The sequence below is a fragment of the Cylindrospermum sp. FACHB-282 genome, from assembly GCF_014697195.1.
Lineage (GTDB): Bacteria > Cyanobacteriota > Cyanobacteriia > Cyanobacteriales > Nostocaceae > Cylindrospermum.
On the sequence record NZ_JACJRJ010000043.1, the window covers coordinates 25,151 to 49,258 of the forward strand.

19 protein-coding genes and 2 riboswitches are annotated in these 24,108 nt (G+C 41.5%); of the genes, 9 read left to right on the plus strand and 10 right to left on the minus strand.

Going from position 1 to position 24,108, the window contains the following annotated elements:
• Window positions 1–98: 98 nt before the first annotated feature.
• Window positions 99–1,874 (plus strand): serine/threonine-protein kinase, encoded by a 1,776-nt coding sequence (locus tag H6G32_RS20090; RefSeq protein WP_190461425.1) that lies wholly within the window; start codon window positions 99–101, stop codon window positions 1,872–1,874.
• Between the two features lie 117 nt (window positions 1,875–1,991).
• On the opposite strand, the gene H6G32_RS20095 is transcribed toward H6G32_RS20090, so the two are convergent.
• On the minus strand, window positions 1,992–4,106 hold the full coding sequence (locus H6G32_RS20095; protein ID WP_190461427.1) for a serine/threonine-protein kinase: 2,115 nt from the start codon (window positions 4,104–4,106) through the stop codon (window positions 1,992–1,994).
• A gap of 121 nt (window positions 4,107–4,227) precedes the next feature.
• Between H6G32_RS20095 and H6G32_RS20100 the strand changes: the two genes are divergently transcribed.
• Window positions 4,228–4,929 (plus strand): rhomboid family intramembrane serine protease, encoded by a 702-nt coding sequence (locus H6G32_RS20100; protein ID WP_190461429.1) that lies wholly within the window; start codon window positions 4,228–4,230, stop codon window positions 4,927–4,929.
• A 44-nt stretch (window positions 4,930–4,973) separates the two neighbouring features.
• Window positions 4,974–5,792 carry a Uma2 family endonuclease gene (locus tag H6G32_RS20105; protein ID WP_190461431.1) on the plus strand — a complete coding sequence of 273 codons (819 nt, stop codon included), beginning with the start codon at window positions 4,974–4,976 and terminating at the stop codon, window positions 5,790–5,792.
• Window positions 5,793–5,878: 86 nt separating this feature from the next.
• On the opposite strand, the gene H6G32_RS20110 is transcribed toward H6G32_RS20105, so the two are convergent.
• Complete coding sequence (locus H6G32_RS20110; RefSeq protein WP_190461434.1) at window positions 5,879–8,983, minus strand: MFS transporter; 3,105 nt, start codon at window positions 8,981–8,983, stop codon at window positions 5,879–5,881.
• A gap of 589 nt (window positions 8,984–9,572) precedes the next feature.
• Here H6G32_RS20110 and H6G32_RS20115 point away from each other — a divergent pair.
• Window positions 9,573–9,773: a chlorophyll a/b-binding protein gene (locus tag H6G32_RS20115; protein ID WP_190461435.1), complete on the plus strand. Its 201-nt coding sequence runs from the start codon at window positions 9,573–9,575 to the stop codon at window positions 9,771–9,773.
• A gap of 41 nt (window positions 9,774–9,814) precedes the next feature.
• The gene (locus H6G32_RS20120) at window positions 9,815–10,018 is read left to right on the plus strand and encodes a chlorophyll a/b-binding protein (RefSeq protein ID WP_190461437.1); all 204 of its coding nucleotides are present in this window, start codon (window positions 9,815–9,817) and stop codon (window positions 10,016–10,018) included.
• Window positions 10,019–10,157: 139 nt separating this feature from the next.
• Here H6G32_RS20120 and H6G32_RS20125 read toward each other — a convergent pair whose 3' ends face one another.
• From H6G32_RS20125 to ntrB, 4 genes are all read right to left on the minus strand, one after another.
• Window positions 10,158–10,802, minus strand: a complete 645-nt coding sequence (locus H6G32_RS20125) for a universal stress protein (RefSeq protein ID WP_190461440.1) — start codon at window positions 10,800–10,802, stop codon at window positions 10,158–10,160.
• 166 nt (window positions 10,803–10,968) lie between these two features.
• Window positions 10,969–11,087: riboswitch (cyclic di-AMP (ydaO/yuaA leader) on the minus strand.
• Window positions 11,088–11,117: 30 nt separating this feature from the next.
• Entirely contained in the window at window positions 11,118–11,954 is an 837-nt protein-coding gene (locus H6G32_RS20130; RefSeq protein ID WP_190461473.1) for an ABC transporter ATP-binding protein, read from the minus strand.
• 53 nt (window positions 11,955–12,007) lie between these two features.
• A complete protein-coding gene (locus H6G32_RS20135; protein ID WP_190461443.1) occupies window positions 12,008–13,450 on the minus strand; it encodes an ABC transporter substrate-binding protein in 1,443 nt (480 codons plus the stop codon).
• 150 nt (window positions 13,451–13,600) lie between these two features.
• The gene (gene ntrB / locus H6G32_RS20140; RefSeq protein ID WP_190461445.1) at window positions 13,601–14,452 is read right to left on the minus strand and encodes a nitrate ABC transporter permease; all 852 of its coding nucleotides are present in this window, start codon (window positions 14,450–14,452) and stop codon (window positions 13,601–13,603) included.
• 97 nt (window positions 14,453–14,549) lie between these two features.
• Window positions 14,550–14,751, minus strand: a riboswitch (cyclic di-AMP (ydaO/yuaA leader).
• Window positions 14,752–15,177: 426 nt separating this feature from the next.
• On the opposite strand from ntrB, the gene H6G32_RS20145 reads away from it, so the two are divergent.
• A complete protein-coding gene (locus H6G32_RS20145; protein WP_190461447.1) occupies window positions 15,178–16,365 on the plus strand; it encodes a sensor histidine kinase in 1,188 nt (395 codons plus the stop codon).
• Window positions 16,366–16,525: 160 nt separating this feature from the next.
• Here H6G32_RS20145 and rnc read toward each other — a convergent pair whose 3' ends face one another.
• From rnc to H6G32_RS20165, 4 genes are all read right to left on the minus strand, one after another.
• Window positions 16,526–17,209 carry a ribonuclease III gene (rnc, locus tag H6G32_RS20150; protein WP_190461449.1) on the minus strand — a complete coding sequence of 228 codons (684 nt, stop codon included), beginning with the start codon at window positions 17,207–17,209 and terminating at the stop codon, window positions 16,526–16,528.
• Between the two features lie 136 nt (window positions 17,210–17,345).
• A complete protein-coding gene (locus tag H6G32_RS20155; protein WP_190461450.1) occupies window positions 17,346–18,116 on the minus strand; it encodes an NYN domain-containing protein in 771 nt (256 codons plus the stop codon).
• 801 nt (window positions 18,117–18,917) lie between these two features.
• Window positions 18,918–19,613, minus strand: coding sequence for a Uma2 family endonuclease (locus H6G32_RS20160; protein ID WP_190461453.1), 696 nt, complete (start codon window positions 19,611–19,613; stop codon window positions 18,918–18,920).
• A gap of 112 nt (window positions 19,614–19,725) precedes the next feature.
• Window positions 19,726–20,301: a Uma2 family endonuclease gene (locus H6G32_RS20165; RefSeq protein WP_190461475.1), complete on the minus strand. Its 576-nt coding sequence runs from the start codon at window positions 20,299–20,301 to the stop codon at window positions 19,726–19,728.
• 89 nt (window positions 20,302–20,390) lie between these two features.
• On the opposite strand from H6G32_RS20165, the gene bchD reads away from it, so the two are divergent.
• The 3 genes from bchD to H6G32_RS20180 all read left to right on the plus strand — a co-directional run bounded on the left by bchD (window position 20,391) and on the right by H6G32_RS20180 (window position 24,085).
• Window positions 20,391–22,427, plus strand: a complete 2,037-nt coding sequence (gene bchD / locus H6G32_RS20170) for a magnesium chelatase ATPase subunit D (RefSeq protein WP_190461456.1) — start codon at window positions 20,391–20,393, stop codon at window positions 22,425–22,427.
• Between the two features lie 369 nt (window positions 22,428–22,796).
• Complete coding sequence (locus tag H6G32_RS20175) at window positions 22,797–23,651, plus strand: bile acid:sodium symporter family protein (RefSeq protein WP_190461458.1); 855 nt, start codon at window positions 22,797–22,799, stop codon at window positions 23,649–23,651.
• Window positions 23,648–24,085 (plus strand): YidH family protein, encoded by a 438-nt coding sequence (locus H6G32_RS20180; protein WP_190461459.1) that lies wholly within the window; start codon window positions 23,648–23,650, stop codon window positions 24,083–24,085. Before H6G32_RS20175 ends, H6G32_RS20180 begins: the two co-directional genes overlap by 4 nt.
• Window positions 24,086–24,108 lie beyond the last annotated feature (23 nt).

Here is a 24,108-nt window from a genome sequence, read left to right on the forward strand (position 1 = left end):
AACGCTATAGTGATTTATTCCTCAGGGTTCCGGAAACAAGTAGCAATGTCAGAAAAAATATATATGGATCTGTAAGTAACCAGCTACTGAATCAGCACATGATTGGTAAAATACTACAAGCACGTTACAAAATTGTCCAAAGTCTAGGTGCAGGGGTATTTGGACAAACATATATCGCCGCAGATATAGATTGTCCAGAAAACTCCAAATGCGTTGTTAAACAGCTAAAGGTGAACAGTTGCCAATCTAGCTACTTAGATTACTTAAGATTGCGCTTTCTCACAGAAACTGAAACCCTTAAGCATCTAGGATGCCATCACCAAATTCCTAAACTCATCACTTGCTTTGAAGAAAACGAGCGCTTTTACTTAATACAAGAGTATATTGTAGGACATTCTTTAACTGTGGAGTTGCCGTCCAATCAACAGTGGCGTCAACTGTGGACTGAAAGCAAAGTTGTAGAATTTCTCCAAGATGTTTTAGGTATCTTAGAATTTGTTCACTCTCAAGGTTTTATTCATTGCGATATCAAACCAGAAAACATCATCAGACGTGCCTCTGACGGCAAGTTAGTTCTAATTGATTTTGGCTCAATTCAGCCAATTGACTTTAGTTTTGATAGCGAAATACCTATTTCTAAAATTCCTGTTACCTCATTGGGTTACATACCACCAGAACAATTTATTGGTCAAAGCAAGCCCAATAGTGACCTTTATGCTTTGGGGATGATCGCCATTCAAGCTTTAACAGGAATAACTCCTCTACAATTAAACCTCAATCCTCATGGCAATGAAATTATCTGGCGTTCGGAAAACACCCCAGTTAATAATTATTTAGCTGCTGTTCTCAGCCGAATGATCCGCTATAATTTCCTAGAGCGTTTTCAGTCTGCAACTGAGGTAATACGGGTACTCCAAGAAATGTTTCGCGGAACTCAGCTACCACAAATCACACAACCACAATCTCAAGTCTCTCAACCGTCAGAGGTTGAGGATAATAATTCTCACCAGCCATCTCCATTCAGTAGATCATCTCCACTCTTAACAGGGATTAAAGTCGGACTAACTGTTAATACTTTGTTGATGGGATTGGGAACCTATTCTTTAGTTAATAATTCTTCGGTTCAATCAGAGACAGAAACTTTATATAAAGCAGCAAAAGAATATCAAGCAGGGGATTTGCAAGAGGCGATCGCACTGGCTAAATCAATCCCTTCTCACAGCAACGTTTATCCAGAAGCTCAAGCCACAATTGAAGCATGGCACCAGCAATGGCAAATTGCTACAGAACACTATCTAGTCACAGAAGAAGCCTTTAATCAGGGTAGATGGTCAGATGTATTACAGACGGCTTCAAAAGTGCCAAAGATTGCATATTGGCAATTTAAAATTAGCAAATTACTTGAGCAAGCACAAGCAAACATCGAAACACAGACGCAAGACTTACTAGGTAAAGCTTACGAAAGAGCAGAAAACAGAGATTTTTCTGCTGCTTTAGGATATCTGCGTCAAATTCCCCAAGAAAGCACTGCTGGTGCTATAGTTCAACGAAAGTTGGCTGAATACAGTCAAAAACGGCAAATCAGAGCAAACTACTTTTTTCATAAAGCCCATAAAAAAGCATCTGCTGGTGAATTTAGCAGTGCAATACAATTCCTCAGCATGATTCCCAAAGATACTTCAGTATATGCTCAAGCTCAAATTAAATTGAATGAGTATACCCAGCAGCGTCTACTTGCTGAAGCAGAAAGTATAGCTAGATTTAAAATGATTCCTACTCCACCAAAATCCAATTCATTTGTTCCCAGTAATTCAGATAGTATGAATGATAATTTCCCGATGGAAAATTCTCTACAAGAGGTAAACATTCGCTAGTTATACCATTTGAGATTTTCAAATTTTGTGATATCAAACTATCTCCGTCATTGCTCAAATTGGTTTTATGAGTAAATTGCTGGCCAAAATTTCGGGTTAGGGGCTTAATTTCGCTGTTTAAGGTGTCAAAGCAGGAGTTGGTAGGGTTGGTACGATGAGAGAGTTTGATGTTGCGGCTTCTAATTGAGCTTGTGCTTGGTTACGGGAGTCTTTTGCTTGTTGGTAATCGGGTTTGTATTTAATCGCTTGATCATAGGATGCGATCGCCTCTTGATACCGCTGCAAATTCAAAAAGGCATTACCCCTACTATACCAAGTTTCGTAATGGTCAACTTTGTAACGAATTACCTTATTATAGGATGCGATCGCATCTTCATATTTCTGCAAATTATATTGTGAGTTTCCCAGTGCATACCACAATAGATAATCATTTCGTTTTAAGGCTATCGCTTTATTATAAGATGCGATCGCTTCTTGATAACGTTGGATTTGATGTAGCGACCAGCCCCGACTATACCAGGCTTGATAGTTGCTGGGATTGTATTTAATTACTTGATTGAAAGACTCAATTGCTTCTGGATAGCGCCGCAAGTTAATCAGCATATTACCTCTTGATGACCAAGCTTGGTAATAATTTGCCTTGTATTGCACTGCTTTATCGTAAGCTGTAAATGCATCTTGGTAGCGGTTTAAATTGACTAATGCATTTCCGCTATTATACCATGCTGAGTGATAATCTGGTTTTATTTCTATTACTTTATCATAGGCGCTAAGTGCCTCATCATACTGTTTTAAATCATGTAAAGTTAACCCTTTTTTATACCAAGCTTCATAATATTCTGGGTTGAATTCAATTGCTTTGTTATAAGCTTTAATAGCGTTGTCATATTGATTTAAGTTTCTAAAAGCATCACCCTTAGCATTCCATACTTCTGGGTAGTCATTTTTCAGTTGTATTGCTCTGTCAAAAGAGGCTATCGCTTCTGAATATCGCTGTAAATTTGCCAAACAAAAGCCCCTACCGCTCCAAGCTTCTAAATAATCCGGCTGGATTTGAATGGCTTTATCATAAGCTACCAGCGCTTCTGGATATTTTTTTAATTCAAATAGTGCTTTACCTTGCCCATTCCATCCTTGAACATAATTTGGTTTGAGATTAACTGCTTTTTCATAAACTGCCAGGGCGTCTTGATAGCGCTGTAAGTCTAAGAATGTATTTCCTTGTTTATATAATTCTGTAGCATTATTATTATTGATGTGCTTAACAATAAAGACTGAGGCTATGCCACTAACACCAACTAAAAATATTGCTAATAAAAACTTTAAAAATATCTCTTTTTTATTAAATGGGCGAGTTTTGATATGATTGAGTGGAGCAGCAGGAGCCAAAGCTATTGTCCCAGAGGGGAGAGTTGTGAACTCTCCCAGCGCTTGTAATGCCAACTTTGCCGAAGGGTAACGTTGCCGGAAGTCATAACACACCATCTTGTCTAAAAATTGGGCAAATTCTGGTGAGACGGTGGCATAATTTCGCCAGACAATTTCATTAGTTTCGGCATCTTTTTCTATTTGTTCAGGGTTTATTCCCGTGAGAAATTGAATAGCAACTATCCCTAAAGCATAGATATCGCTGCTAAATTTTGGTGTTCCCTGGGCTTGCTCCCCAGGAATATAACCGGGAGTACCGATAGCCACAGTAGATTTAGTTTGACCACCGGGAGTAATCATTTGGGTAGTAATTTGTTTAACTGCACCAAAATCTATTAAGATTAACTTGCCATCTTGTTGGCGTCTGAGAATATTTCGCGGATTGACATCACGGTGAATTACTTTTTGTTGATGGACAAATTCTAAGATTTGCAAAATTTCTCGCAGCAGGGAAATAACCTCATCTTGACTGAGGGTTTTTCCTGGTGTTAATTCTTTACTCAGGTCATCACCTGCAATAAATTCCTGTACAAGATAGAATTCTGCATTCTCCTCAAAATAAGCTAAAAGTTGGGGAATGCGATCGTGAGTACCTAACTGATACAGAACTTGGGCTTCCGTAGCAAATAACCGCCTAGCAGTCTCCAAAGTTACCGGATCAGTTGACTGAGGCTTGAGTTGTTTGACAACACATTGAGGTGTTCCAGGCAATTGGGTATCATAAGCGATAAAGGTTTCACCAAATCCCCCTCCTCCCAAGTGGCTAATAATTTGGTATCTTCCAACAAGTGTGTTTCCCAGCATCTGGTTTGCCTAGTTGAGTGAAATACTACCTAATTCCAATATTGCCACAGGCTAACCGGAAACTGGAAAACTGGAGATAGGAGGAGAACTATTCATCTAAAATCCAAATGTCAAAATACAGATGATTCCTATAAGTGATAATATTCGCAGTCAAAGCAAGCCGATTATTAACTATTGGCTAATTGGTATTAACCTGGTCATGTTCCTCTGGGAACTAAAACTAGAATTTAGTGGTGAACTAAGCTATTTTGTCAAAAGTTGGGGTCTGATTCCCGCGCAAATAAACGAGGCAATTACAAATGCCATATTTGTCAACCCAGCAGCTTGGGTAGTTGTATTTTGGCGTTTATTATCCGTAGCTTTATCGATGTTTATTCACGGTAGTTTTAGTCAAATATTGGGCAATTTGCTATTTTTGTGGGTTTTTGGCAAGACTGTAGAAAATATTTTTGGGACTAGACGCTATTTAGGACTTTACTTGACTGCTGGTATGGTAACAGGGGTGGTGCAAATTCTAGCGCAACCAAGTTTAACAGTGCCATTGATTGGAGCAAATGGGGCGATTTCAGCTATTTTAGGGGCTTATGTGATGAAATTCCCTCAAGCCAAAATTGACACAATTTTGCCGCTGATAATTTTGTATATCCCCATTGAATTACCAGCTTTTTATTATTTATTTTGGTGGTTTGTGCAACAGTTTTTTTATGGAATTGGCAGTTTAAATATTTCTGGTGGTGTGAATCAATCTAGCTTTAGCTATTCGGCACAGATTGCGGGTTTAGTTATTGGTGCAGGTGCGATGCGATTGGTGCAAAAACGTTAAATTTTAATAAAATAAAAGTATCAACCAATTCCCACGCTACAGCCATGACAGAAATTAGCCTCGCGGAAACTAGCGTGAAACTGCCCCCAACTCAGGCAGAATTACCCTGTGATGATGGTATACCAATGGAAACCCAACGGCATAAATATCAAATGGATCTGCTGATTGATACCTTATTACCTTGGCTAGAACAAAGGTCTGATGGATATGTGGGGGGCAATATGTTTGTCTACTTCAGCTTGGCACAGTTGAGAAACCAAGACTTTCGGGGGCCAGATTTCTTTGCTGTTTTGGGAGTACCGAAAAAAGAGCGTCTTTCTTGGGTGGTTTGGGAAGAAGGTAAATCTCCTGATGTGGTGATTGAGTTGCTTTCTGAAAGCACTGCTGCTCAAGATAAGAATGAGAAAAAGTTAATTTATCAAAATCTGTTGCGTGTCCCGGAATATTTTTGGTTTAATCCTTTTGACCCGCAAGATTTAGCGGGGTTTTATTTAAATCATGGAGTTTACCAATCCATTACACAAAATCCTGAAAATCAACTTGTGAGTCAATCATTAGGTTTAGCATTGGTATGCTGGCAAGGTAACTATAAAGGTGTTGATGCTACTTGGTTACGCTGGGCAAATTTGGAGGGGGAATTATTGCCAACTCCCCAAGAAATGGTAGATGAGGAACGCCGAAATGCTGACCAAGCGAGGCAACAGGCTGACCAAGCACAGCAACGCGCTGACCAAGCAGAAGCTCAACTTAGAGAAGTAGCTGTAAATTTGTTGCAGAGTGGGATGTCTTTAGAACAGGTGGCGAAGTTAACAGGTCTTGCAGAATCTGAGGTAGAAAAACTAGTCAAATGGAAACTGGCGTAATTGCCGCGATCCAAATTTTTGTGTTTCATCCAAAAAAAAGCCCCCCAAGTGGGAGGCGCAAAACTTAGCAGAGACAACTTATTAAACTACACAACTACAACGGCGATCGCACCGCCTAATGCTGAGAAAATAGCAGAGACGATTGCCGTGGCAAATAGCCACCAAGCCGCGGTTGCTGCTGCTTTTCTCGTTTCCTCAGCTTGCCGCTGGGCTTGGTGCTTCACCTCTTCTAGACGGCGTTGTGTTTCCTGTTGTATGCGTTCTGCCCGTTGCAAAACGCTGTTGCGGGCGTGTTCAATTTGGTCAATAATTCGGTTGACATCTTCCTCAGAGATATCCTCACGGGAACTTAAAACTGCTACTAAGGTATTACGGTCAAAATGGGATAGGCGATCGCGCAATGCATCAAATCCCGCATGGGGATCTTCCAACAACGTGCGAATATCGCGCTTGATACTATCATAGTTAAGTTCCGGGCGATCTAAAGAGTTGAGATAGTTACGAATCCGGGCAAAAACATCCTCAACTGCATCTTGAATCCGCCGTTGAATACCCCGCACCTGTTCCACAAATTGATCCCGCACTGAGACGATATTATCTGCAATTTTAGCCGCTTCTACATCAGAAATATCTTCCCGAATTTTCAGCAGGGCGATAATTGTCGAACGGTCAAAATGAGATAGGCGATCGCTAAAACTTTCGATTCCCACCTGTGGATCATGCAACAACAGTTGCACATCGCGCTTGATACTTTCTGGGTTCAATTCTTCCTTCCCAGTCTGGCGCAAATACTCTTCCAGATAAGCTTGGAAATTTTGCACCCTTTGCTGTGTCCGGGTAGCTAGACGGCGGGGCGATCGCACAATGTTGCGAATCGAAGTTTGCACACCATCAATAATCTGATTGACTTGCTGCTCACTCAAGTCTTGCCGCTGACTCAGCAACTTCACCAAGGTATCCCGGTCTATATGTGACAACCGCCGACGTAGTGCCACAGCCCCTTCTTGAGGATTTTCAAACAGTCTAGTGAAATCCCGCTGAATCCCTTCTGGGTTGAGTTCTTCCTTACCAGTTTTCCGGAGGTAATCTGCAATGGTCGTAGTCACAGAGTCATATTGCTCCTTAGCTTTATCTGCGACAATTTGCGGTGTATGGCGGATGCTATGCCAAGACTCTTCAACCACATCAATAATTTGATTAGCTTGTTCTGGGGTTAAGTCTTGGCGCTGACTCAACAACTTCACCAAGGTATCCCGGTCAAAGCGAGACAATCGCCAGCGAATTGCCGCAATTCCCCCTTGGGGATCTTCCAGCAGTCTTTTGAAATCGGCGCGGATGGCATCAGGGTTTAATTCTTCTTTCCTAGTGTTACGCAGATATGACTCGACATTCAACCACAGGGTTTCGGTTTGATATTGTGCCTGTTCTACCAGTCCTAGAGATTCCACCAAAACGAGATCGCGCTGTGCTTCCAATTCATCTAAAATCGGGTCTATTTCTGCTGGCTGAATATCATTGCGCTCTCGCAATATCTCCCTCAACTCCTGACGCTCAACTAGGGCCATTCGCCGGGACAGGGTTTCATGATCTGCTTCTGAATCTGCCAACAGCGGTTTGAAATTCTGCTCAATTCCTTCTGGCGTTAAATCTGCTTTACTACTAACAAGTAGATAAGTTTCCACTCGCCGTTGCAAGTCTTGTACAATCTCTCTTTCTTCAACAGCAGTAACTGTCACCAACACGTTTTGGCGCACAGCTTCCAGTTGGTCAGCAACTCGCTGAATTTGGGATTGAGTCAGCAGTCCCCGTTGTTGGAGAATGTTGACAAAATCGTTGCGGGAAAGTCGCTCTAGTTCTCTTCGCACCATTCCAGGGTCAGCAGCTGGATCGTAGATCACATCGCGAAATTCCTGGGCGATTTTTTCCTGACTCAGTTGCCAAGCATAGGTGTTGAGCAGGTAGTTTTCCACATCAGCGCGAATTGGGCTGTAGGGTTGTGCTCCTGTGGGTAATCCTAGCTTGTTTGCTTGTGTAGCCACTTTTTGTCTAGCAGAGGAAAGCGATCGCCAAATTTGCTCTACATCCAAATCTGACAAATCCGCTCTTCCCAAAACAACGCCGGTAAGTGCCGATATTGCCTGTTGTATGAAACCAGCAGGTTTTGCTTCCCCTTCCTTTGAAGTATGGGTTTCGGCAATTAGCCGATCCAGTTTGGCATTGAGTTCATCTGTCTTAGCTTGTCCAGGGGGCAGTGATTTGAGATATTCAACCAATTCACCCACATGATTTTGGGTGGGACGTTGCTGACTTACCACTTGTTGCCAAACCTTGTACAAGGTATCTGCTATGCGGTTAACCTCCTTTTTGGAGAGGTTAGTGCGATTACTAACTAAATCAATAAACCGCTGACGGTCGATGTTGCCGAGGTCTGGATGATTGGCAATCTCCTTAAATTGCGGTTCATTGAGTATTTTTTCAAACTCAGCCCGCATCCTGGAGACATCTATTTCTGGAGGACGTAGCTTTTCTATGTAATCTTCTATGTTCTCCCGGATAGTCGTAGGGTCAATAGCGTTGCCAATTTCCCGACCCATAGCAGAGACAGCTGCTTCAGCCGTCGCTACCACTTGCTGATTTACAGCCTTTGCCCCTAGTGCAGCGGTAGCTGTCCCCATAATTGCCTGAAAGCCATAAGTTGCTGTGTTCACCACTGAGCCAATTAAGGAACCCACAGTTGTAGAACTCACCCAGACTAAAAGCAAAAAGTATGCACCCCAAATCACCAAACCGAGAATTGCTCCCAGTCTGGGATCTAAAATCAACAAGCTCAATTTCACAGCCAAGAAACAAGCGATTAATAGGGCGATCGTTACTGTAACTAATGTCCAAACTCCTAGCGCTGTGCCAATTTTGCGAACAGTACTGCCCAAACTGTTGACTTCCCCAATACCTGAATCTGATTCAGATGAACGCCCCAGATAGGAAATACCAGCAGCAAAAGAGAGGTTTGTTAAAACTAATTGGAAAGCAAAAGCGAGAATCACACCAGAGATTAAAGCAACAAAAAATTGCGGTCCAGAAGTCAGAACCGATGCCTGTGCTGGTGTGACGGTTGATGATCCTACTGGAATCTGTCCCACCCACAATAGTGGTTTGTAGATTTCCAGTATGATTTCCGTACTTTGAATCATTGTATTGCCTGCCTCTAAGTTTAAATTTGGAGAATTAAAGATTTCACTGTATCTATGGCAATATTTAACTCTTACATTTCACAGAATCCAGGAATTAAGGTACTCAATGCATCCCCCCAAAGTTTGAAAACATTATCTAGCGCTAGGTAGAACTTTAGGAAATTATTACTAATAACCTGCATTGAATTGACCCAATTATGAATGAAAATTCTCAGCAGAATCTGGTTTCAAAATATTAACAACCATAGACATACACAGATACTTCTGGGCGGTTATATCTGTGGCTATCTGACTCATCCCTTCTCTACGAGACGCTGCGCTGACGCTCCAATTGAAAATTAATTAAATATTTTCCATCGCCAAAACACAGCAAATTTATTTAGCTGAACTATGTCTCAGCAATGATAGTTTACATTTATTTATAATTATGATTTTTGTCACCATCTCAAGGTGGATTTGTCTCCACCGATAGGTTTTTGATTATCTTCCACAAGAAGTGCCTTTAGTTTGTACCCACAGGCAGAAAGCAACTGTGTGTGCAAAAGCTAAATTAAAGTTAAGCACCAACAAGTTGTTAAAGACCAAAAAAATGGAAACTCGCTCTACAACTAATTTGCCAGTTGCCACAGAATATAACGGCAGAGATCGCAATGAATTTTTGTTTGGCTCAACTCCCCAAGCCGAACTCTGGAACGGTCGTTTGGCAATGATTGGCTTTCTGGCTTATTTACTTTGGGACTTAGCTGGCTATAGTGTCCTGCGGGACGTGTTGCACCTGATTGGCTACTAATAAAATTCAACTAAAAAGCCCTTGATTTTGGAGACAAAAAAATGGAAACTCGCTCTTCTACCGATTTACCACCTGTTGCTAAAGCCTACAATGGTATAGATCGGAACGCCTTTATTTTTGGCTGGAATCCCCAAGCTGAATTGTGGAACGGTCGCTTGGCAATGATTGGCTTCATAGCCTACTTACTTTGGGATTTACTAGGGTATAGTGTCCTACGTGACGTGTTGCACTTCATCAGATATTAGTGAGAAAAATTTGTACAGACTTATTGCAGTCTTATTAACTACATAATAGCAAAAAAAGTCACCTATATATAATATAGGTGACTTTTTTACAGCATTTTGCAGTGTTAGATATTTGTGCCAGCAGTCTAATCAGTGAAATTTATTCATCAATAGCGCTGGGAATACCCAAGACAGCGCAGGGGAAATTAGCCCCTAATCTCTCAATCATCGAATGATTAACAGATTTACATCCTAAAAACAGGATATCCGCAGCTTCTGATTCAACAACTTTTCTAACTTCTGTCGTTATACAGCCAAACCGCAAATGAGATTGGAAGCCACCCTGCCATTCTTCAGCTAAAGTTCTTGCTTGCCAGAGAATTTTATCAGCTTGTTTGATAGGAGTTAAGGATTCCCGTTGTTGGTGCAGTGCAATTGCTGTTAGTTTTGGCTGAGTTAAAACTAGTGTTACCGACTTGGAAACATCACTAACAGGACACTCTAATGGCATCTGATTTTTGGACAAGCTGAAGATATCTGGATACTGATTGCTAGGATTTTGTTCAACTACATAAACGGCTTGAACTGTAACCTGAGCATTGGTAGCTAAACGGGTTTGGTGAGCAATCCAAAAGGCAATATCCAGGGCTGTATGACTGTTGGGTGAAGCATCATAGGCAACAATTAAGTTGACTGATTTCGCTTTTGAAGCTCTTTTAGAAAAGGGTTTCTTTGGCTCAGGCAGCAATACCATTTGTTCAATTAAGTCATATCGACCTATGGCACTTTGCAAGCGCGCTAACATTGGCTTAATTTTCACAGCTTTAACTTCTCTCAATAAAATGAATAACGAACGAGAAGTAGGCCAACCAATTTACGATTTTGGATTAAACGAATAAAATCTTAATCTAAAATCTCAAATTGATCAAGGAAACCCCAATAAAAACTGATATTACAGCCACTATTTTGGGGGTTCCTTCCATTGCCGACGGAGTTAGCTGACGGGCTAAGACTGGAAGGTGTCTCTCATTACGATTAGCCCCATATTTTGGTTCCTCCGCTTCAAATTTAGATTTGATAAATTTGAATTAGGCTACCCACATAAAAATGATAATCTATTTTACTCGTCTTGAGTAAAATATCGGTCAAGAAAATTTAAGGCGTGGTTACGGAGTTCAAAATATTCTTTTGAATTTCGCATGGCACTACGATCACGTGGACGATCAAAAGGAACTTCTAAAATTTCTCCTATGTTAGCAGCTGGCCCATTGGTCATCAAAACGATGCGATCGGACATATAAATTGCTTCGTCTACATCGTGAGTAATCATCATCACTGCTTGACGATGATTTTCCCAAATATCCAATACCTGGCGCTGCAATTTAGAACGAGTTAGTGCATCCAGTGCCCCAAAAGGTTCATCCATCAATAACATTTTTGGGCGAATTGCCAAGGCTCTAGCAATACCCACCCGTTGTTTCATACCTCCAGAAATTTCATCGGGATACTTATCGGCTGCCGCTGTTAAGTTTACCATTGCCAAGTGTTCATTTACAAGGCTAACTTTTTCAGCACGACTAGCTTTTTTTAGCACTTCATCTACAGCTAATCGGATATTTTCTCGCACAGTTAACCAAGGTAGCAGCGAATAATTCTGAAATACCATCATCCTGTCTGCGCCTGGCTTGCGGATTTCTTTTCCATCTAGCCTTACTGAGCCAGAAGTAGATTTTTCAAAACCGCCAATTATTTTCAGTAGTGTTGACTTGCCACAGCCAGAGTGACCAATGACAGAAATATACTCATCTTCACTAATCGTCAGATTTACACCATTGAGAACGACAAAATCATCTTTGTCTGGTGTCGGATATGACTTGATCAAATCTTCAATTTCTAAAAATCCATTACGGGTCGTAACTTCTTGATAAGTATCTTCTGTAAATGAGGTATACTTCATCATCAAATGCTCCGGAAATAAGTTATTTATTAGTCACTATTGGTACTTAACACTTAAGACATGAAGAAGGGAGTAGGCGCATTAGCCCTGATGGTAAAACTATTGAGATATCCCACTGGATCACTGGGGTCAAATCCTTTCTTATCGATGAATGCTTCTGGATGTTCGACTTTATAATCATTCTTGGGACACTGAATTCCCATTTCAGCGGCTATTTCCCGATATAAATCTGTTCTCCAGCCTTTTTCAGCTACTTCATTGGCATTTTTGGGAACAGTCTTGATCTGTCCCCAGCGAGCTGCTTGGGTCATCAGCCAGATACTTCTGGATCTCCATAAAAATGTCGAGTGTTCTCCTGGCTCTTGGGCAATGTTGCTAGGTATGTCAAAGAAAATTGTCGTGTCAGCGGCGTTGATAGTGCGGTCTTTGCCATCGAACCCACCATAGTTGTAATTACCAATAATTCCGGGAGCGGTAAACTTGGTCATGGGTGCGCCTGGCTTTTTGGGTTTTGCACCGGTAAAGGAGCGGCCTGTAATCAGTTCGGCTACTTCTTGGCGGTTTTCCGGTTTGCTGCAATACTGGCAAGCTTCAATCATCGCCTTGACTAGGGAACGATAGGTTTTGGGATAGTTGTCGATGAAAGATTCCATCACCGCTAGCAGTCGATCTGGGTGTCCTTCCCAGACTTCTTTTCCTTGGGCAAAGGTGAAACCAATACCTTCATTACCTGTAATTGCTCTGGTGTTCCAAGGTTCCGCCACCATGTAAGCTTGCATCGCGTCGATTCTCATGTTGGTGAGCATTTGCGGTGGAGAAACGATGATCACCCGAAATTCCTTCAAGGGATCGACACCAGCGGCGGCGGCTACGTAGCGGACAAAGTATTCGTAAATGGCAGAACTCAGCACTACTGCCCAGATTTTCCGTTCTGGGGGTTGCTTGTCAAAGTAGTTCCGAAAATCCCGCCCAAAGGCTTCCAGCGCTCCATCACCATACTTTTGTTGGTATTCGTACCAGGGACGTATGCCAAAATTCCACATATCTTTGTTCATCGTCATGGCGTTACCGTGGCGATGAATTACCATAGCTGCACACAGGGGGGCATGGCGTGCGCCTTCAGCACCTACTCTGGCGTTGGTGACGGCACCGGATACTACAGGTGCAGCATCCAGACGACCAAAAATCAGCCCGTCGCGGGATGTGGCCCAACTGGCTTCTCGACTGAGTTGGACGTTTAAACCATATTTGCGGAAAAAGCCTTTTTTCCAGGCGATCGCAAATGGCGCACAATCATTAACAGGCACATAACCAACACTAATGTTGGGTTTTTCTAAGTCTTGGGGTCTAACTACTGGTTCCACAGCTAAGGCTTGTTCAGTTAGTCCTTTAACAGACTTATCTCCTGAAATTCCACAGGAAGAGAGAGCCATTCCCGCTGTCGCTACTCCTATTCCCTGAATAAAATCTCGTCGAGTCCAATTATTTTCATTCATGGTTATAGCTATTGTTTATTGATAAATAGGCTCGCGCCCAATATGGTTCGGATAAGATACCCCACGGGTTGACCCCCTTTTAAAGGAGGCAATTGAAGCATATAGCCCCCCAAGCCTTGGAGGGATTATCTTGCCATCAGGCAAATTTTGTTAGTTAGAAGTTTTCGGACGGTGGGTAACTAATTCTTCAATTTTCCCCACAGCAAAATCCAGAATTAACCCTGTTACGCCAATTATCAACACAGCAAGAAAGACTGAACTAAGATTTAAACGGCTCCATTCATCCCAGACAAAAAAGCCGATTCCCACACCGCCGGTGAGCATTTCTACGGCGACGATTACCAACCAAGCAATTCCTAAACTAATTCGCAAACCTGTAAAAATATATGGCAAACTCGCTGGCCAAATAATTTTAGTAATCCGTCGCCAACGGGGCATTTCTAACACCCGTGCCACATCTAAATAATCTTGAGAAACGCTAGAAACTCCCAAAGCAGTATTAATAATTGTCGGCCAAAGGGAAGTAATGAAGATCACAAAAATAGCTGAAGGGTCTGCTAAATTGAAAATGGCTAAAGATATCGGCAACCAAGCTAGGGGCGATACGGGTTTAAAAATCTGAATAATTGGATTGAAAGCTAGCATTGCCTGTCTAGACATACCAATGCAGAATCCCAGGGGAATAGCAACTACTGCACCCAACAGAAACCCCACCAATACCCGCCGCAAACTTGCTATTAATAACCAACCAATTCCCAAGTCTCCCGGGCCTCGTTCGTAAAACGGGTTTAAAATGTAGTCCAGATTAGCAATTAGAGCTTCTGGTGGAGTGGGCATTACATCGTGGTTAACAAGTGCTACCACCCACCACAACAAAATTATTCCCAAAAATCCTAAGACAGGCAATAAGAAGACATCCCGGAAAATCACAGGTTTTGCCTTTTTCCATGCAAACTGCCCAGCAACCGCCACGATTGCAGCTAAATTTAGTTGAAATACCATTTACAACCTCAACAGATCTAAGCGCGGGTACAAAAAAGCCTAACAGTACGAGCGTTGGACACTGATGAGATCGGAATATTTAAAAAATACCGTCTCTTCAGTCTCCCCTCAATGCTTACGAAGTTAGCTGACGGGCTAGGGCTGAGAGATGCCCCTCTCTTGAGAATGGTGAGTCTGATACTTCCTAACTCCTCAATCTTGACTCTTAACTTGCCACTTTCTGAGAGATACGCCCCACACACAATTGGGTTCCTCCGCTCCAGTGCTACGCAATGCACTGGATTAAGCTGACTAACTCTAAAGATGGATAATAACACACAAACTATAACATTATATAAGCTGTAAAAACATCTGCATCAATGATAATTTTTATTTACTTCAATACCATAACTTAGTAATTATTGTAAGTTTTCGGTAATCAGTAAAGGCTATACATCCGGTTGTCCTGTGAGTGAATCTCTAGTCATAGTATAGATACATATACTCTATATACATAGAGAGCAAGCAAGCATTAAATAAATTTACCTAAGTATGATTTTTAACTATATAATCTGTATTATCTAAGAATACTTAATTCGTGGCTAGTCAGTTCAGCAGGCTGATCTATAGATACAATCTATTTCGTTCGGTGAAATATCTCAATAGTTTTGGGAGTAAATTCCAGTACTTGCTAAACTAATTACATATACAATCTGATTCAGATACTACTCAGCAAAGTTAAGATAATGGATTTTAGTCACCTACTGGCTGAAAAAATTGATACCATTCTAGATAAATGGGTGGTAGCAGTTCGCAAAGATCGGCGGATTGAAAGTGCTGATGACCTATCCTACGGCGCGATTAAAGATCACATTCCTGATGTGTTGAAAGCAATGGTCACTGTGCTTTCAACAACTCAGGGTAATGATATTCGTTCGATAGTGACCGCCAGCTGGGAACATGGAGCTATTCGAGCTATACAAGGCTTTGACCCAGAAGAAATTGCTAGGGAATATCATCAGTTACGAATGGTAATATTTGACGCTATTGAAGTAGATTTATTGCAGGGAACACCAACAGAAATCATTCGTGCTACGAGATTGATTAATGCTGTGGTCGATGAAGCGATCGCTCTGTGTTTTAATAGTTATGTTAAAGAACGTTTAAGAGAATTAGAGCATCTGCATTCCTCACTGACGCTGCACAATGAGGAACTGACTCGCTTAATTAACGCTAATCGAGAGCATCTTTCTTACCTAGCTCATGATTTGAAACATCCTCTATCTTCAATTATTGGTTACTCCGATTTGTTTTTACGGGAACAACGCAAAAAAGTCGGAGGAAAAGAAAACTATGCCAATGTAGAACATATTGAGCGTGTACTACGCAATGGTAGACACTTACTCCACCTGATCAATGATTTACTAGAAATGTCACGTTTTGATACGGGGAAGATCAAACTCGAACTAGTACCGACAGATGTATGTGAATTAATAAATAATGTATATCAAATTTTGGAGCCTTTAGCCACGGAGAAAAATTTACAAATCGTGGTGGATTGTGTCCGTACTCCCAAACCGATAATCACAGATTCTTTTCAATTACAACAAATTGTTACAAATCTTGTGAGTAATGCGATTCGCTATACAGAATCGGGAACTATTAAGATAGTATCTCAAGTGTTGGATAATGACAAATGGGCGATCGCAGTTTCTGACACCGGCATTGGTATTGTACCAGAAGACCAAGAGCAGATTTTTGAACCCTACTTTCGCGCCAAGTCTTACCTTCCTGACAGCACTGGCTTAGGTTTGGCGATAGTTTCGCGATTGGTAAAACTCTTGCAAGGAGAAGTTAAACTGGTGTCTCAGGTGGGGGTTGGTTCTAGTTTCACCGTGATTTTGCCTTTGCAATTGGAGATAACCGAAAGTTGATTTCGCGCACCAGCGAAGCGTATCCCTTCGGGACACTATGGCTAACGCCACGCTCCGCGAACGTGAACGCGGAGCGTGCCGGAGGCTCTAGCACGAAGTGCGTTAGGCGCAAAGACACGAAGAAGAACTTTACACCTTTGCGTGAGATGCAACATCATCTCTACAACAAACCTTTCTTTTTTAATTTAGCTAGCGCATCTTCAGCAGCGGCTTTTTCAGCTTCTTTTTTATTGCGTCCTTTACCTTCACCGTATTCTTTTCCATCTACCACAACTTTAGCTACGAATTCTGGCGCGTGAGAAGGGCCACCTATTTGTTCTGTCTCATATATTGGGGGATTTGGGGTAACATTACGTTGCACCCATTCTTGAAAGCGGTTTTTTGAGTCTACATTAGAGCGAGACACAACAATTTTTTCTGATATGGAATCAAATAGCGGTTCTATAATTGCGCGAACTGCTTCAATATTGGAATTGTTATCTAAATAGTAAGCACCGAGAACTGCTTCAAAGGTGCTGCTGAGTAAATTAGGATTTTGATATCCTCCATCTCGAATTGCGCCTTGTCCTAAACGCATCCGAAAGTCTAAACCCACCTCAATAGCAAACCTTGCTAATTGCTTTTCATCTACTAATGCAGAACGGCGACGAGTTAATTCATCTTCTCCCTTTTCCGGGTGACGTTTATAGAGATATTCACCGCTTAAGAAATTTAGGATAGCATCACCAAGAAACTCTAGGCGTTCGTTGTGTTCCCCTTCTCCTGGGTGTTCGTTGACATAAGAACGGTGGGTGAGTGCTTGGCGGAGAAGTTTTTCATTTTTGAATGTGAGAAGTTTGTGCATTTTTATCTTTTGTCTTGTAGCGGAAATTAACTATTATCATCAAAAATCAAAAAACCGCAAGGTGCGGTAGTTTTGTTAAATCCCAGTTAATTAATATAACTGGATTTTATAAGCAAATTCAGGCAGCTAGTTTATGTTACTCTATTAAACGCAATTCCTGATTTTGCCTTTGGATTCTACCTAAATTTATAGCAGAATCAACAAACTTACCAAAGCTCTTAAATTTCTTCCCATCAGGTGTAGAGATAGAAAAAACACCCTGATATTTGGGAAATAGTTGACGCATCAATGTGTTAATGTAGCCTAATCCTGTACGCTTGCCTAGTTTCAGAGCAGTTGTAATAGCTTCAATTAGATATCCCACAGCCTCATTGTAACTAATTTGCATCTCGTTGACAGTGGTTTGAGGTTGAGTTTTTCCCCCAACTAATTTTGGTAAATCGTCTATAAAGTAAAACTCATCAGCACGTTCTTTCAGCTTTTGTTTTACTTGACCTATTTGACTAAAGATTATGAAAATCTTACCCAGCTTTTGCCCATTATTAACTAATTTTACAAAGTCTCCATCTCCTGATACTAGAATAACTATATCTGGAGATACGTTACTGTCAATATCCTCTAGATAATCAGCCATCAATTGATTATCTGCGCTATTTTTGAGAGAACAGGGAACATCAATACATTTACAACCAATACTATCTAGATAATCCATTGCAGCAGATTGATCTTTGCAATGCGAATTATAGTAGACCTTTATGCTAATTAAATCGCCCTTGGATTTGGCAAATTCCAGTAATAGCTTGGCTGTCTCTATATCTAATCTAGCATTCTGATAATCAACATAGATGAAAACCTTTAGTTGCTGTTGGCTGGTGTGTTCGTTTGAGGATTGATTAAGGTCTGACATTTTAATGCATCCAGTTTTTTTTTGAACTGGACAGCTTCAACAAATCACACATCTAGCAGCAGCCTAGATTTATCAAAGGGATTTATACTCAAAAAGTATTTCCCTTTTCGCTAGGCTCTCTTTTTGCAAATCTAATTGATTTCTAGTCTAAGAACGTAGAATCCACGGCTTACTGCTAAGTATCGCGTTATTCATTCCCCTGAACATTCACCTAAATATCTAGTCTTCCCGCTGATAAGCTGACGCGCATCTAAATTTAATATTTTGCAGCCTAAAGTCCTTGCAGCAAGGCTTTTGGGCAAAAGAATTAAGTGCGTAACAGCTTAGTCTAGTCAATGATTTGACGCGACATCAGGCTGAATGTTCAGCCGAAGGAATAACGCGATACCTGGTAGTAAGCCGGGGATTCTACGTCGTCTTAGACAACAATCAATTTTTGCACTTGTCGAGTTTTGCTTTAGAGTGCAGTTATCTCGCTGTCCTTAAATATACACTGGCATAGCTTAAAATATATGTCAAGCATTTTGTTTATTAATAACTGTAAAGCAGATGCCCTCATACCGATAAATTTTCAGGGACTTCCAATTAAAAAATATCCAATAGGTAGGGACACAGCAATGCTGTGTCCCTACAAGTCTATGATTACTGGATAATTTATTTTTTGGTATTCCCTAAGAATTTAGCTTTGGTGGAAACACCTGACTCAAATCAAGGGACAAATTAGGGAAACGAGGTAAAACAATCCTAAGTGATTCGTGACAAACTAGATCCCCGATTTTTTTGAGAAGTCGGGTTTCTCGCTCACAGATTATTGATATCAATGCCTTTGGCTTGCAATTTCGCTAATAAGTCTTGATAATTTTGATGTTCTTGTTCCGCACGTTGATATTCCTGTTCTGCACGTTGATGTTCTTGTTCTGCGCGTTGGTTTAATTCTAGAGAGGTGAGAAACTTTCGTTCATCAGGATAATAAATTTCTAATGTATCTGATGTTAACTCAAAACGTATATTTAAACGCGGACTTACCCAACAATTAATTTCTTCAATTTCTTCTAACCATTCTTGTTCACGAATAAATCCGGTTAACTCAATTGTTTCTGGATTATATATATAATATTCTTCTACTCCATAACGTTGATAAAAAAGCATTTTTTTAGCCATTTCCTGGCTGCGATTCCCTGGAGATAGGATTTCAAATACTACCTGTGGAGGAATATTATTTTCTTGCCATTGTTTGTAAGAACCTCGTCTACCTTTCGGTCTACCAAATATGACCATTACATCAGGTGCTTGGCGGATTTTTGCACTTCCTTCTACAGGATACCAAAGTAAATCACCTGCTATAAATACATCATTGGCGGATGCAAATAATATTTCTAAGTTTTCTTTAATTTTGACTATCCATTCATAGTGTTCTGTATTATCTGCCATTGGGTTTCCATCACTATCAGGATAGATGATTTCTGGTTTGGTTTCTGGTGTAAGTTGCTGTACCATATATGTACCTCCAATTTTGGGGAGTGGCACTGATGAACCTATTAATAATTATCTAGAAGTTCCAAATTATGGGTGAGAGGTTATATCCCGATTTATTTGATAACTTGAGAATTTATGTAGGCAAAATTCTCCTCAAATCAAGTAGTAAATCTGAGAAAACAGGTAAAGATATAATCTGGTTATATAAGACAATTCGCTTATTTAAATAGCCATGTTTACCTTGATGATTTTGATATGGTGTACTGTAACATTCCAGATGGTTATCAATTAAATTAAATATCCAATAATCAGCAATACCTGCTTGAGCATACAGGGAGATTTTTACATTTTGGTCATAATCTAAAGATGAATCTGCAACTTCGATCACTAACAACACATCAGCGGCTTGAGGATGAGATGATAAATAATCATCATCTCGGTTTTTTACAATTGCAAAATCTGGTTCAGGTTCGCTTTTAGGTGGTAGCGTAATTGGGGCTTGAGATTGTAAAGTTGCCCTGTCTCCTACAAGTTTTGGTAGTTCCTTCCATAATTTTCGTAAACAAGTTTCGTGTGCTTTACCTTTTGCTACCATTTCAATAATTTCTCCATTGACTAACTCAATATGGTCATCTTCATGAAAAAAGCCTAATTCTGTGAGTTTGTGATATTCAGCTAGGGTGAAGCGTTTAGCCTGAGTCATGGTCATAAATCTCGCTCCTAGAGGAGTTGTCATAATACTTATTCTAAATGTGCCAGAAGTTGATATGCTAAGAGTTGAGAACTATTAAAGAAACAATGCCTGCGCCTACTATCTCCCCTACTATCACTGCCTTTCCCCTGACAGCCGTAGTCGGTCAAGAAGCGATAAAATTAGCCTTGCTATTAACAGCGGTAGATCCGGGGTTGGGGGGAGTTGTGATTGCAGGCCGTCGCGGTACGGCAAAATCGGTGATGGCCCGCGCTATCCATGCTCTACTACCACCTATTGAAGTTGTCAAAGGCTCCATTAGCAACTGTGACCCCAACCACCCAGAAGACTGGGATGACTTACTTTTGGCGGAGTTCGCAGATCAAGATATTCAAGATATCCCGACAGAAATCATCCCTGCGCCTTTTTTGCAAATACCGTTAGGGATCACAGAAGATCGGCTTTTGGGTTCTGTGGATGTGGAGAAGTCGGTAAAACAAGGGGATACGGTTTTTCAGCCTGGGTTACTCGCTACAGCTAACCGGGGTGTGTTGTATGTGGATGAAATTAATTTATTAGATGACCAAATATCAAATCAACTTTTAACTGTATTATCTGAGGGAAGGAACCAGATTGAGCGGGAGGGTATTAGTTTTCAGCATCCCTGTAAATCTTTGTTTATTGCTACCTACAACCCAGAAGAAGGTGGTTTGCGGGAGCATTTGATGGATAGAATTGCGATCGCCCTCTCAGCAGACGGTGTTCTCGGTCTAGATCAAAGAGTACACGCAGTAGAAGTGGCGATCGCCTATTCCCAGTCTCCCACAGAATTCCTCCAGCAGTACAGCGAAGACTTAGACGGACTCAAAACTCAAATTATCCTTGCACGGGAATGGCTCAAGGATGTCTGCATTACCCAAGAACAAATTGCCTACCTCGTAAATGAAGCAATTCGCGGTGGAGTTCAGGGACATCGCGCTGAGTTATTTGCAGTCCGCGTCGCTAAAGCTGCAGCAGCCTTGGAAGGACGCAACACTGTAAGTGCTGAAGATTTACGCCGTGCCGTTGAATTGGTAATTGTACCACGGGCAACCATCGTCCAAACACCACCACCCGAACAACAACCACCACCACCTCCCCCCCCTCCCCAAAATCAAGACGAGTCTGAGCAGGAAGAACAAGAAGAAGAGGAAGAAGATAAAGAGGAGCAAGAAGAAGAACAGCAAGAGCAAGAACCCCCCAGCCTCCCAGAAGAGTTTATATTTGACCCGGAAGGAGTAATCCTTGACCCTACTGTGCTTTATTTTACCCAAATTGCGAAACGCCAGGGTAAATCAGGCAGTCGCAGCATTATCTTCTCCGACGACCGGGGACGTTATATCAAGCCAATGTTGCCCAAAGGTAAGGCGCGGCGTATAGCCGTAGATGCCACACTCAGAGCGGCTGCCCCGTATCAAAAAGCACGGCGCGAGAGGAACCCAGGCAAAAAAGTAATTGTGGAACAGGCAGATATTCGCTCCAAGCGCTTGGTACGCAAAGCTGGGGCCTTAGTCATATTTGTCGTTGATGCTTCCGGCTCTATGGCCCTAAACCGAATGCAGTCGGCTAAAGGTGCGGTAATGCAACTTTTGACAGAAGCTTACCAAAACCGCGACCAAGTGTCTTTAATTCCCTTCCGGGGAGAACAGGCAGAGGTATTATTACCCCCAACACGTTCTATTGCTTTAGCACGTAATCGTTTGGAACGGTTGCCTTGTGGTGGCGGTTCACCTCTAGCACATGGTTTAACTCAAGCTGTCCGTGTCGGTATGAATGCTCAGATGAGTGGTGATATTGGGCAAGTCGTGGTTGTAGCAATTACTGATGGGCGGGGCAATATTCCCTTGTCCCGTTCTTTGGGTGAACCTCAAGAACCAGGAGAAAAACCAGATATCAAAGCAGAATTGCTAGAAATTGCTGCCAGAATCCGGGCGTTGGGGATACAACTTTTGGTAATTGATACGGAAAGTAAATTTGTATCAACTGGTTTTGCTAAGGAATTAGCCCAAACAGCAGGAGGCAAATATTATCATTTACCAAAAGCGACAGAACAGGCTATTGCTGCTATGACTAGAGGTGCGATCGCTGATTTAAAAGCTAGATAAATTAGTCATTAGTCATTGGTGATTAGTCATTGGTGATTAACTAATTTCCTGCATATGATATTCCCATAGATAGATTAATACAAAGTTGCATTCAGAGATATTACTCGTAAAGCGGTTAATAGTTAACGGTCAATGGTTTAAAATTACCTGTTTGAATGCAATTTGGTATAACTATTGCCTTGGCTCTGGGCGCATATCTGCTGCTCAAAGGCAGGGTAAGTGCATTTTAAGAATTATTATCAATAGTATTTGAGGTGCGCTTGTTTGGATGACGGGGGTGGTTTGGGAAGCGATAGCTGCGATCGCTGTAGGCATCGCTCACCCACCAACTACCTTTGACCACACCCAGTATCAACCATTTTAAATCCAATGCACCATCCTTTACTGCTGATTTTTGTTAAAATCACTATTTTTTCTCTGATGTTAGCCCTAGGGAGCAACCTCTCTTTTGAGAAAATGCTCTCCCTCTGCCGAAAACCTGTCTTACTATTCCGCGGGCTTGTAGCCGTTGTTGTGCTAGTTCCTCTAGTGGTTATCCTCTTGCTGAAACTGTTTAACTTACCGGCAGAAGTGATGATAGGATTGGTCTTGTTGGCAGCTTCTCCAGGTGCGCCTCTAACTACAAAGCGAGCGTATAAGGCTGGAGGAAGATTCTGCTACTCAGCAAGTCTTCAGCTAACTCTCGCAATACTTGCGGTCTTCGTTACTCCCTTCACCTTGGCTATTTTCGTCACTCTATTTGAGAATCTTTCACAAAAGGTGACAATTTTAGAAGTTGCCCGGCAAGTGTTGATAGTACAGTTATTGCCTGTTAGTCTCGGTCTTTTGCTGCAAAAGTTTGCTCCTAAATTTGCCGAAAATATCGCCAAACCCTTAAGCTTTATTGCTAATAGCCTCTTTTTAGTGCTGGTTGTTTTGGCGTGTATTTTAGGGATTCCACTGTTTTTTAAACTTTGGGGATTACCAATGGTTGTTATTACGATCATGGTAATCGCTTCTTTAGGCATGGGACACGCTTTAGGAGGTCACAATGATCATACAAGGCCAATTATAGCGATTTCTTGTATTGCTCGCAATGTCGGGTTAGCTTTGTTTATCGCTATTTTGAATAACGTACAGCAGCAGGTGATTCCTACGCTAGTGGCTTATGTAATTTTGGGAGCAGTTCTGGGTGGTCTTTACTCAATCTGGAATCAGCGCAAATTAGCCGAATTCCCCTTATGAGTGAACCATCCATAAACTCAGAAACGCCTGAACAGCTTTCTACCAATGATTTAGCGGCAGATCGGACAGAACTAGCTAAATACCGCAGTCGGGCAGCAGCAGACCGCACCTTAATGGCGTGGATACGCACCTGTCTTTCCTTAATTGGTTTTGGCTTTGGTATCCCCACCATTGTCAGAGCGATTGAAAATACTCGTCTTGGTCATCACCTGAACCCAGTCAGATTTTCGGTCATTGTGGGACTCTCTTTTATTGGCACGGGAATGTTGGGAATGGTTTTAGGGTTAAGAGAACACCGTCGGTTACTCCAACAAATCCAAAGCGATCGCTATACCTACGAAACCTCTCACAGTGGGGAAATTATCGGGGTTGCTTTACTCGTGATTGGCTTAGTTAGTTTTATGGGCGTAGTAATTCGGGCAATGAATTTTTAAAGCTCACATATTCTCAAGAGGTC

Coding starts and splice junctions, on each gene's coding strand:
- H6G32_RS20090 (WP_190461425.1), top strand. CDS start 99: ATGATTGGTAAAATACTACAAGCACGTTACAAAATTGTCCAAAGTCTA.
- H6G32_RS20095 (WP_190461427.1), bottom strand. CDS start 4,106: ATGCTGGGAAACACACTTGTTGGAAGATACCAAATTATTAGCCACTTG.
- H6G32_RS20100 (WP_190461429.1), top strand. CDS start 4,228: ATGATTCCTATAAGTGATAATATTCGCAGTCAAAGCAAGCCGATTATT.
- H6G32_RS20105 (WP_190461431.1), top strand. CDS start 4,974: ATGACAGAAATTAGCCTCGCGGAAACTAGCGTGAAACTGCCCCCAACT.
- H6G32_RS20110 (WP_190461434.1), bottom strand. CDS start 8,983: ATGATTCAAAGTACGGAAATCATACTGGAAATCTACAAACCACTATTG.
- H6G32_RS20115 (WP_190461435.1), top strand. CDS start 9,573: ATGGAAACTCGCTCTACAACTAATTTGCCAGTTGCCACAGAATATAAC.
- H6G32_RS20120 (WP_190461437.1), top strand. CDS start 9,815: ATGGAAACTCGCTCTTCTACCGATTTACCACCTGTTGCTAAAGCCTAC.
- H6G32_RS20125 (WP_190461440.1), bottom strand. CDS start 10,802: ATGTTAGCGCGCTTGCAAAGTGCCATAGGTCGATATGACTTAATTGAA.
- H6G32_RS20130 (WP_190461473.1), bottom strand. CDS start 11,954: ATGAAGTATACCTCATTTACAGAAGATACTTATCAAGAAGTTACGACC.
- H6G32_RS20135 (WP_190461443.1), bottom strand. CDS start 13,450: ATGAATGAAAATAATTGGACTCGACGAGATTTTATTCAGGGAATAGGA.
- ntrB (WP_190461445.1), bottom strand. CDS start 14,452: ATGGTATTTCAACTAAATTTAGCTGCAATCGTGGCGGTTGCTGGGCAG.
- H6G32_RS20145 (WP_190461447.1), top strand. CDS start 15,178: ATGGATTTTAGTCACCTACTGGCTGAAAAAATTGATACCATTCTAGAT.
- rnc (WP_190461449.1), bottom strand. CDS start 17,209: ATGCACAAACTTCTCACATTCAAAAATGAAAAACTTCTCCGCCAAGCA.
- H6G32_RS20155 (WP_190461450.1), bottom strand. CDS start 18,116: ATGTCAGACCTTAATCAATCCTCAAACGAACACACCAGCCAACAGCAA.
- H6G32_RS20160 (WP_190461453.1), bottom strand. CDS start 19,613: ATGGTACAGCAACTTACACCAGAAACCAAACCAGAAATCATCTATCCT.
- H6G32_RS20165 (WP_190461475.1), bottom strand. CDS start 20,301: ATGACCATGACTCAGGCTAAACGCTTCACCCTAGCTGAATATCACAAA.
- bchD (WP_190461456.1), top strand. CDS start 20,391: ATGCCTGCGCCTACTATCTCCCCTACTATCACTGCCTTTCCCCTGACA.
- H6G32_RS20175 (WP_190461458.1), top strand. CDS start 22,797: ATGCACCATCCTTTACTGCTGATTTTTGTTAAAATCACTATTTTTTCT.
- H6G32_RS20180 (WP_190461459.1), top strand. CDS start 23,648: ATGAGTGAACCATCCATAAACTCAGAAACGCCTGAACAGCTTTCTACC.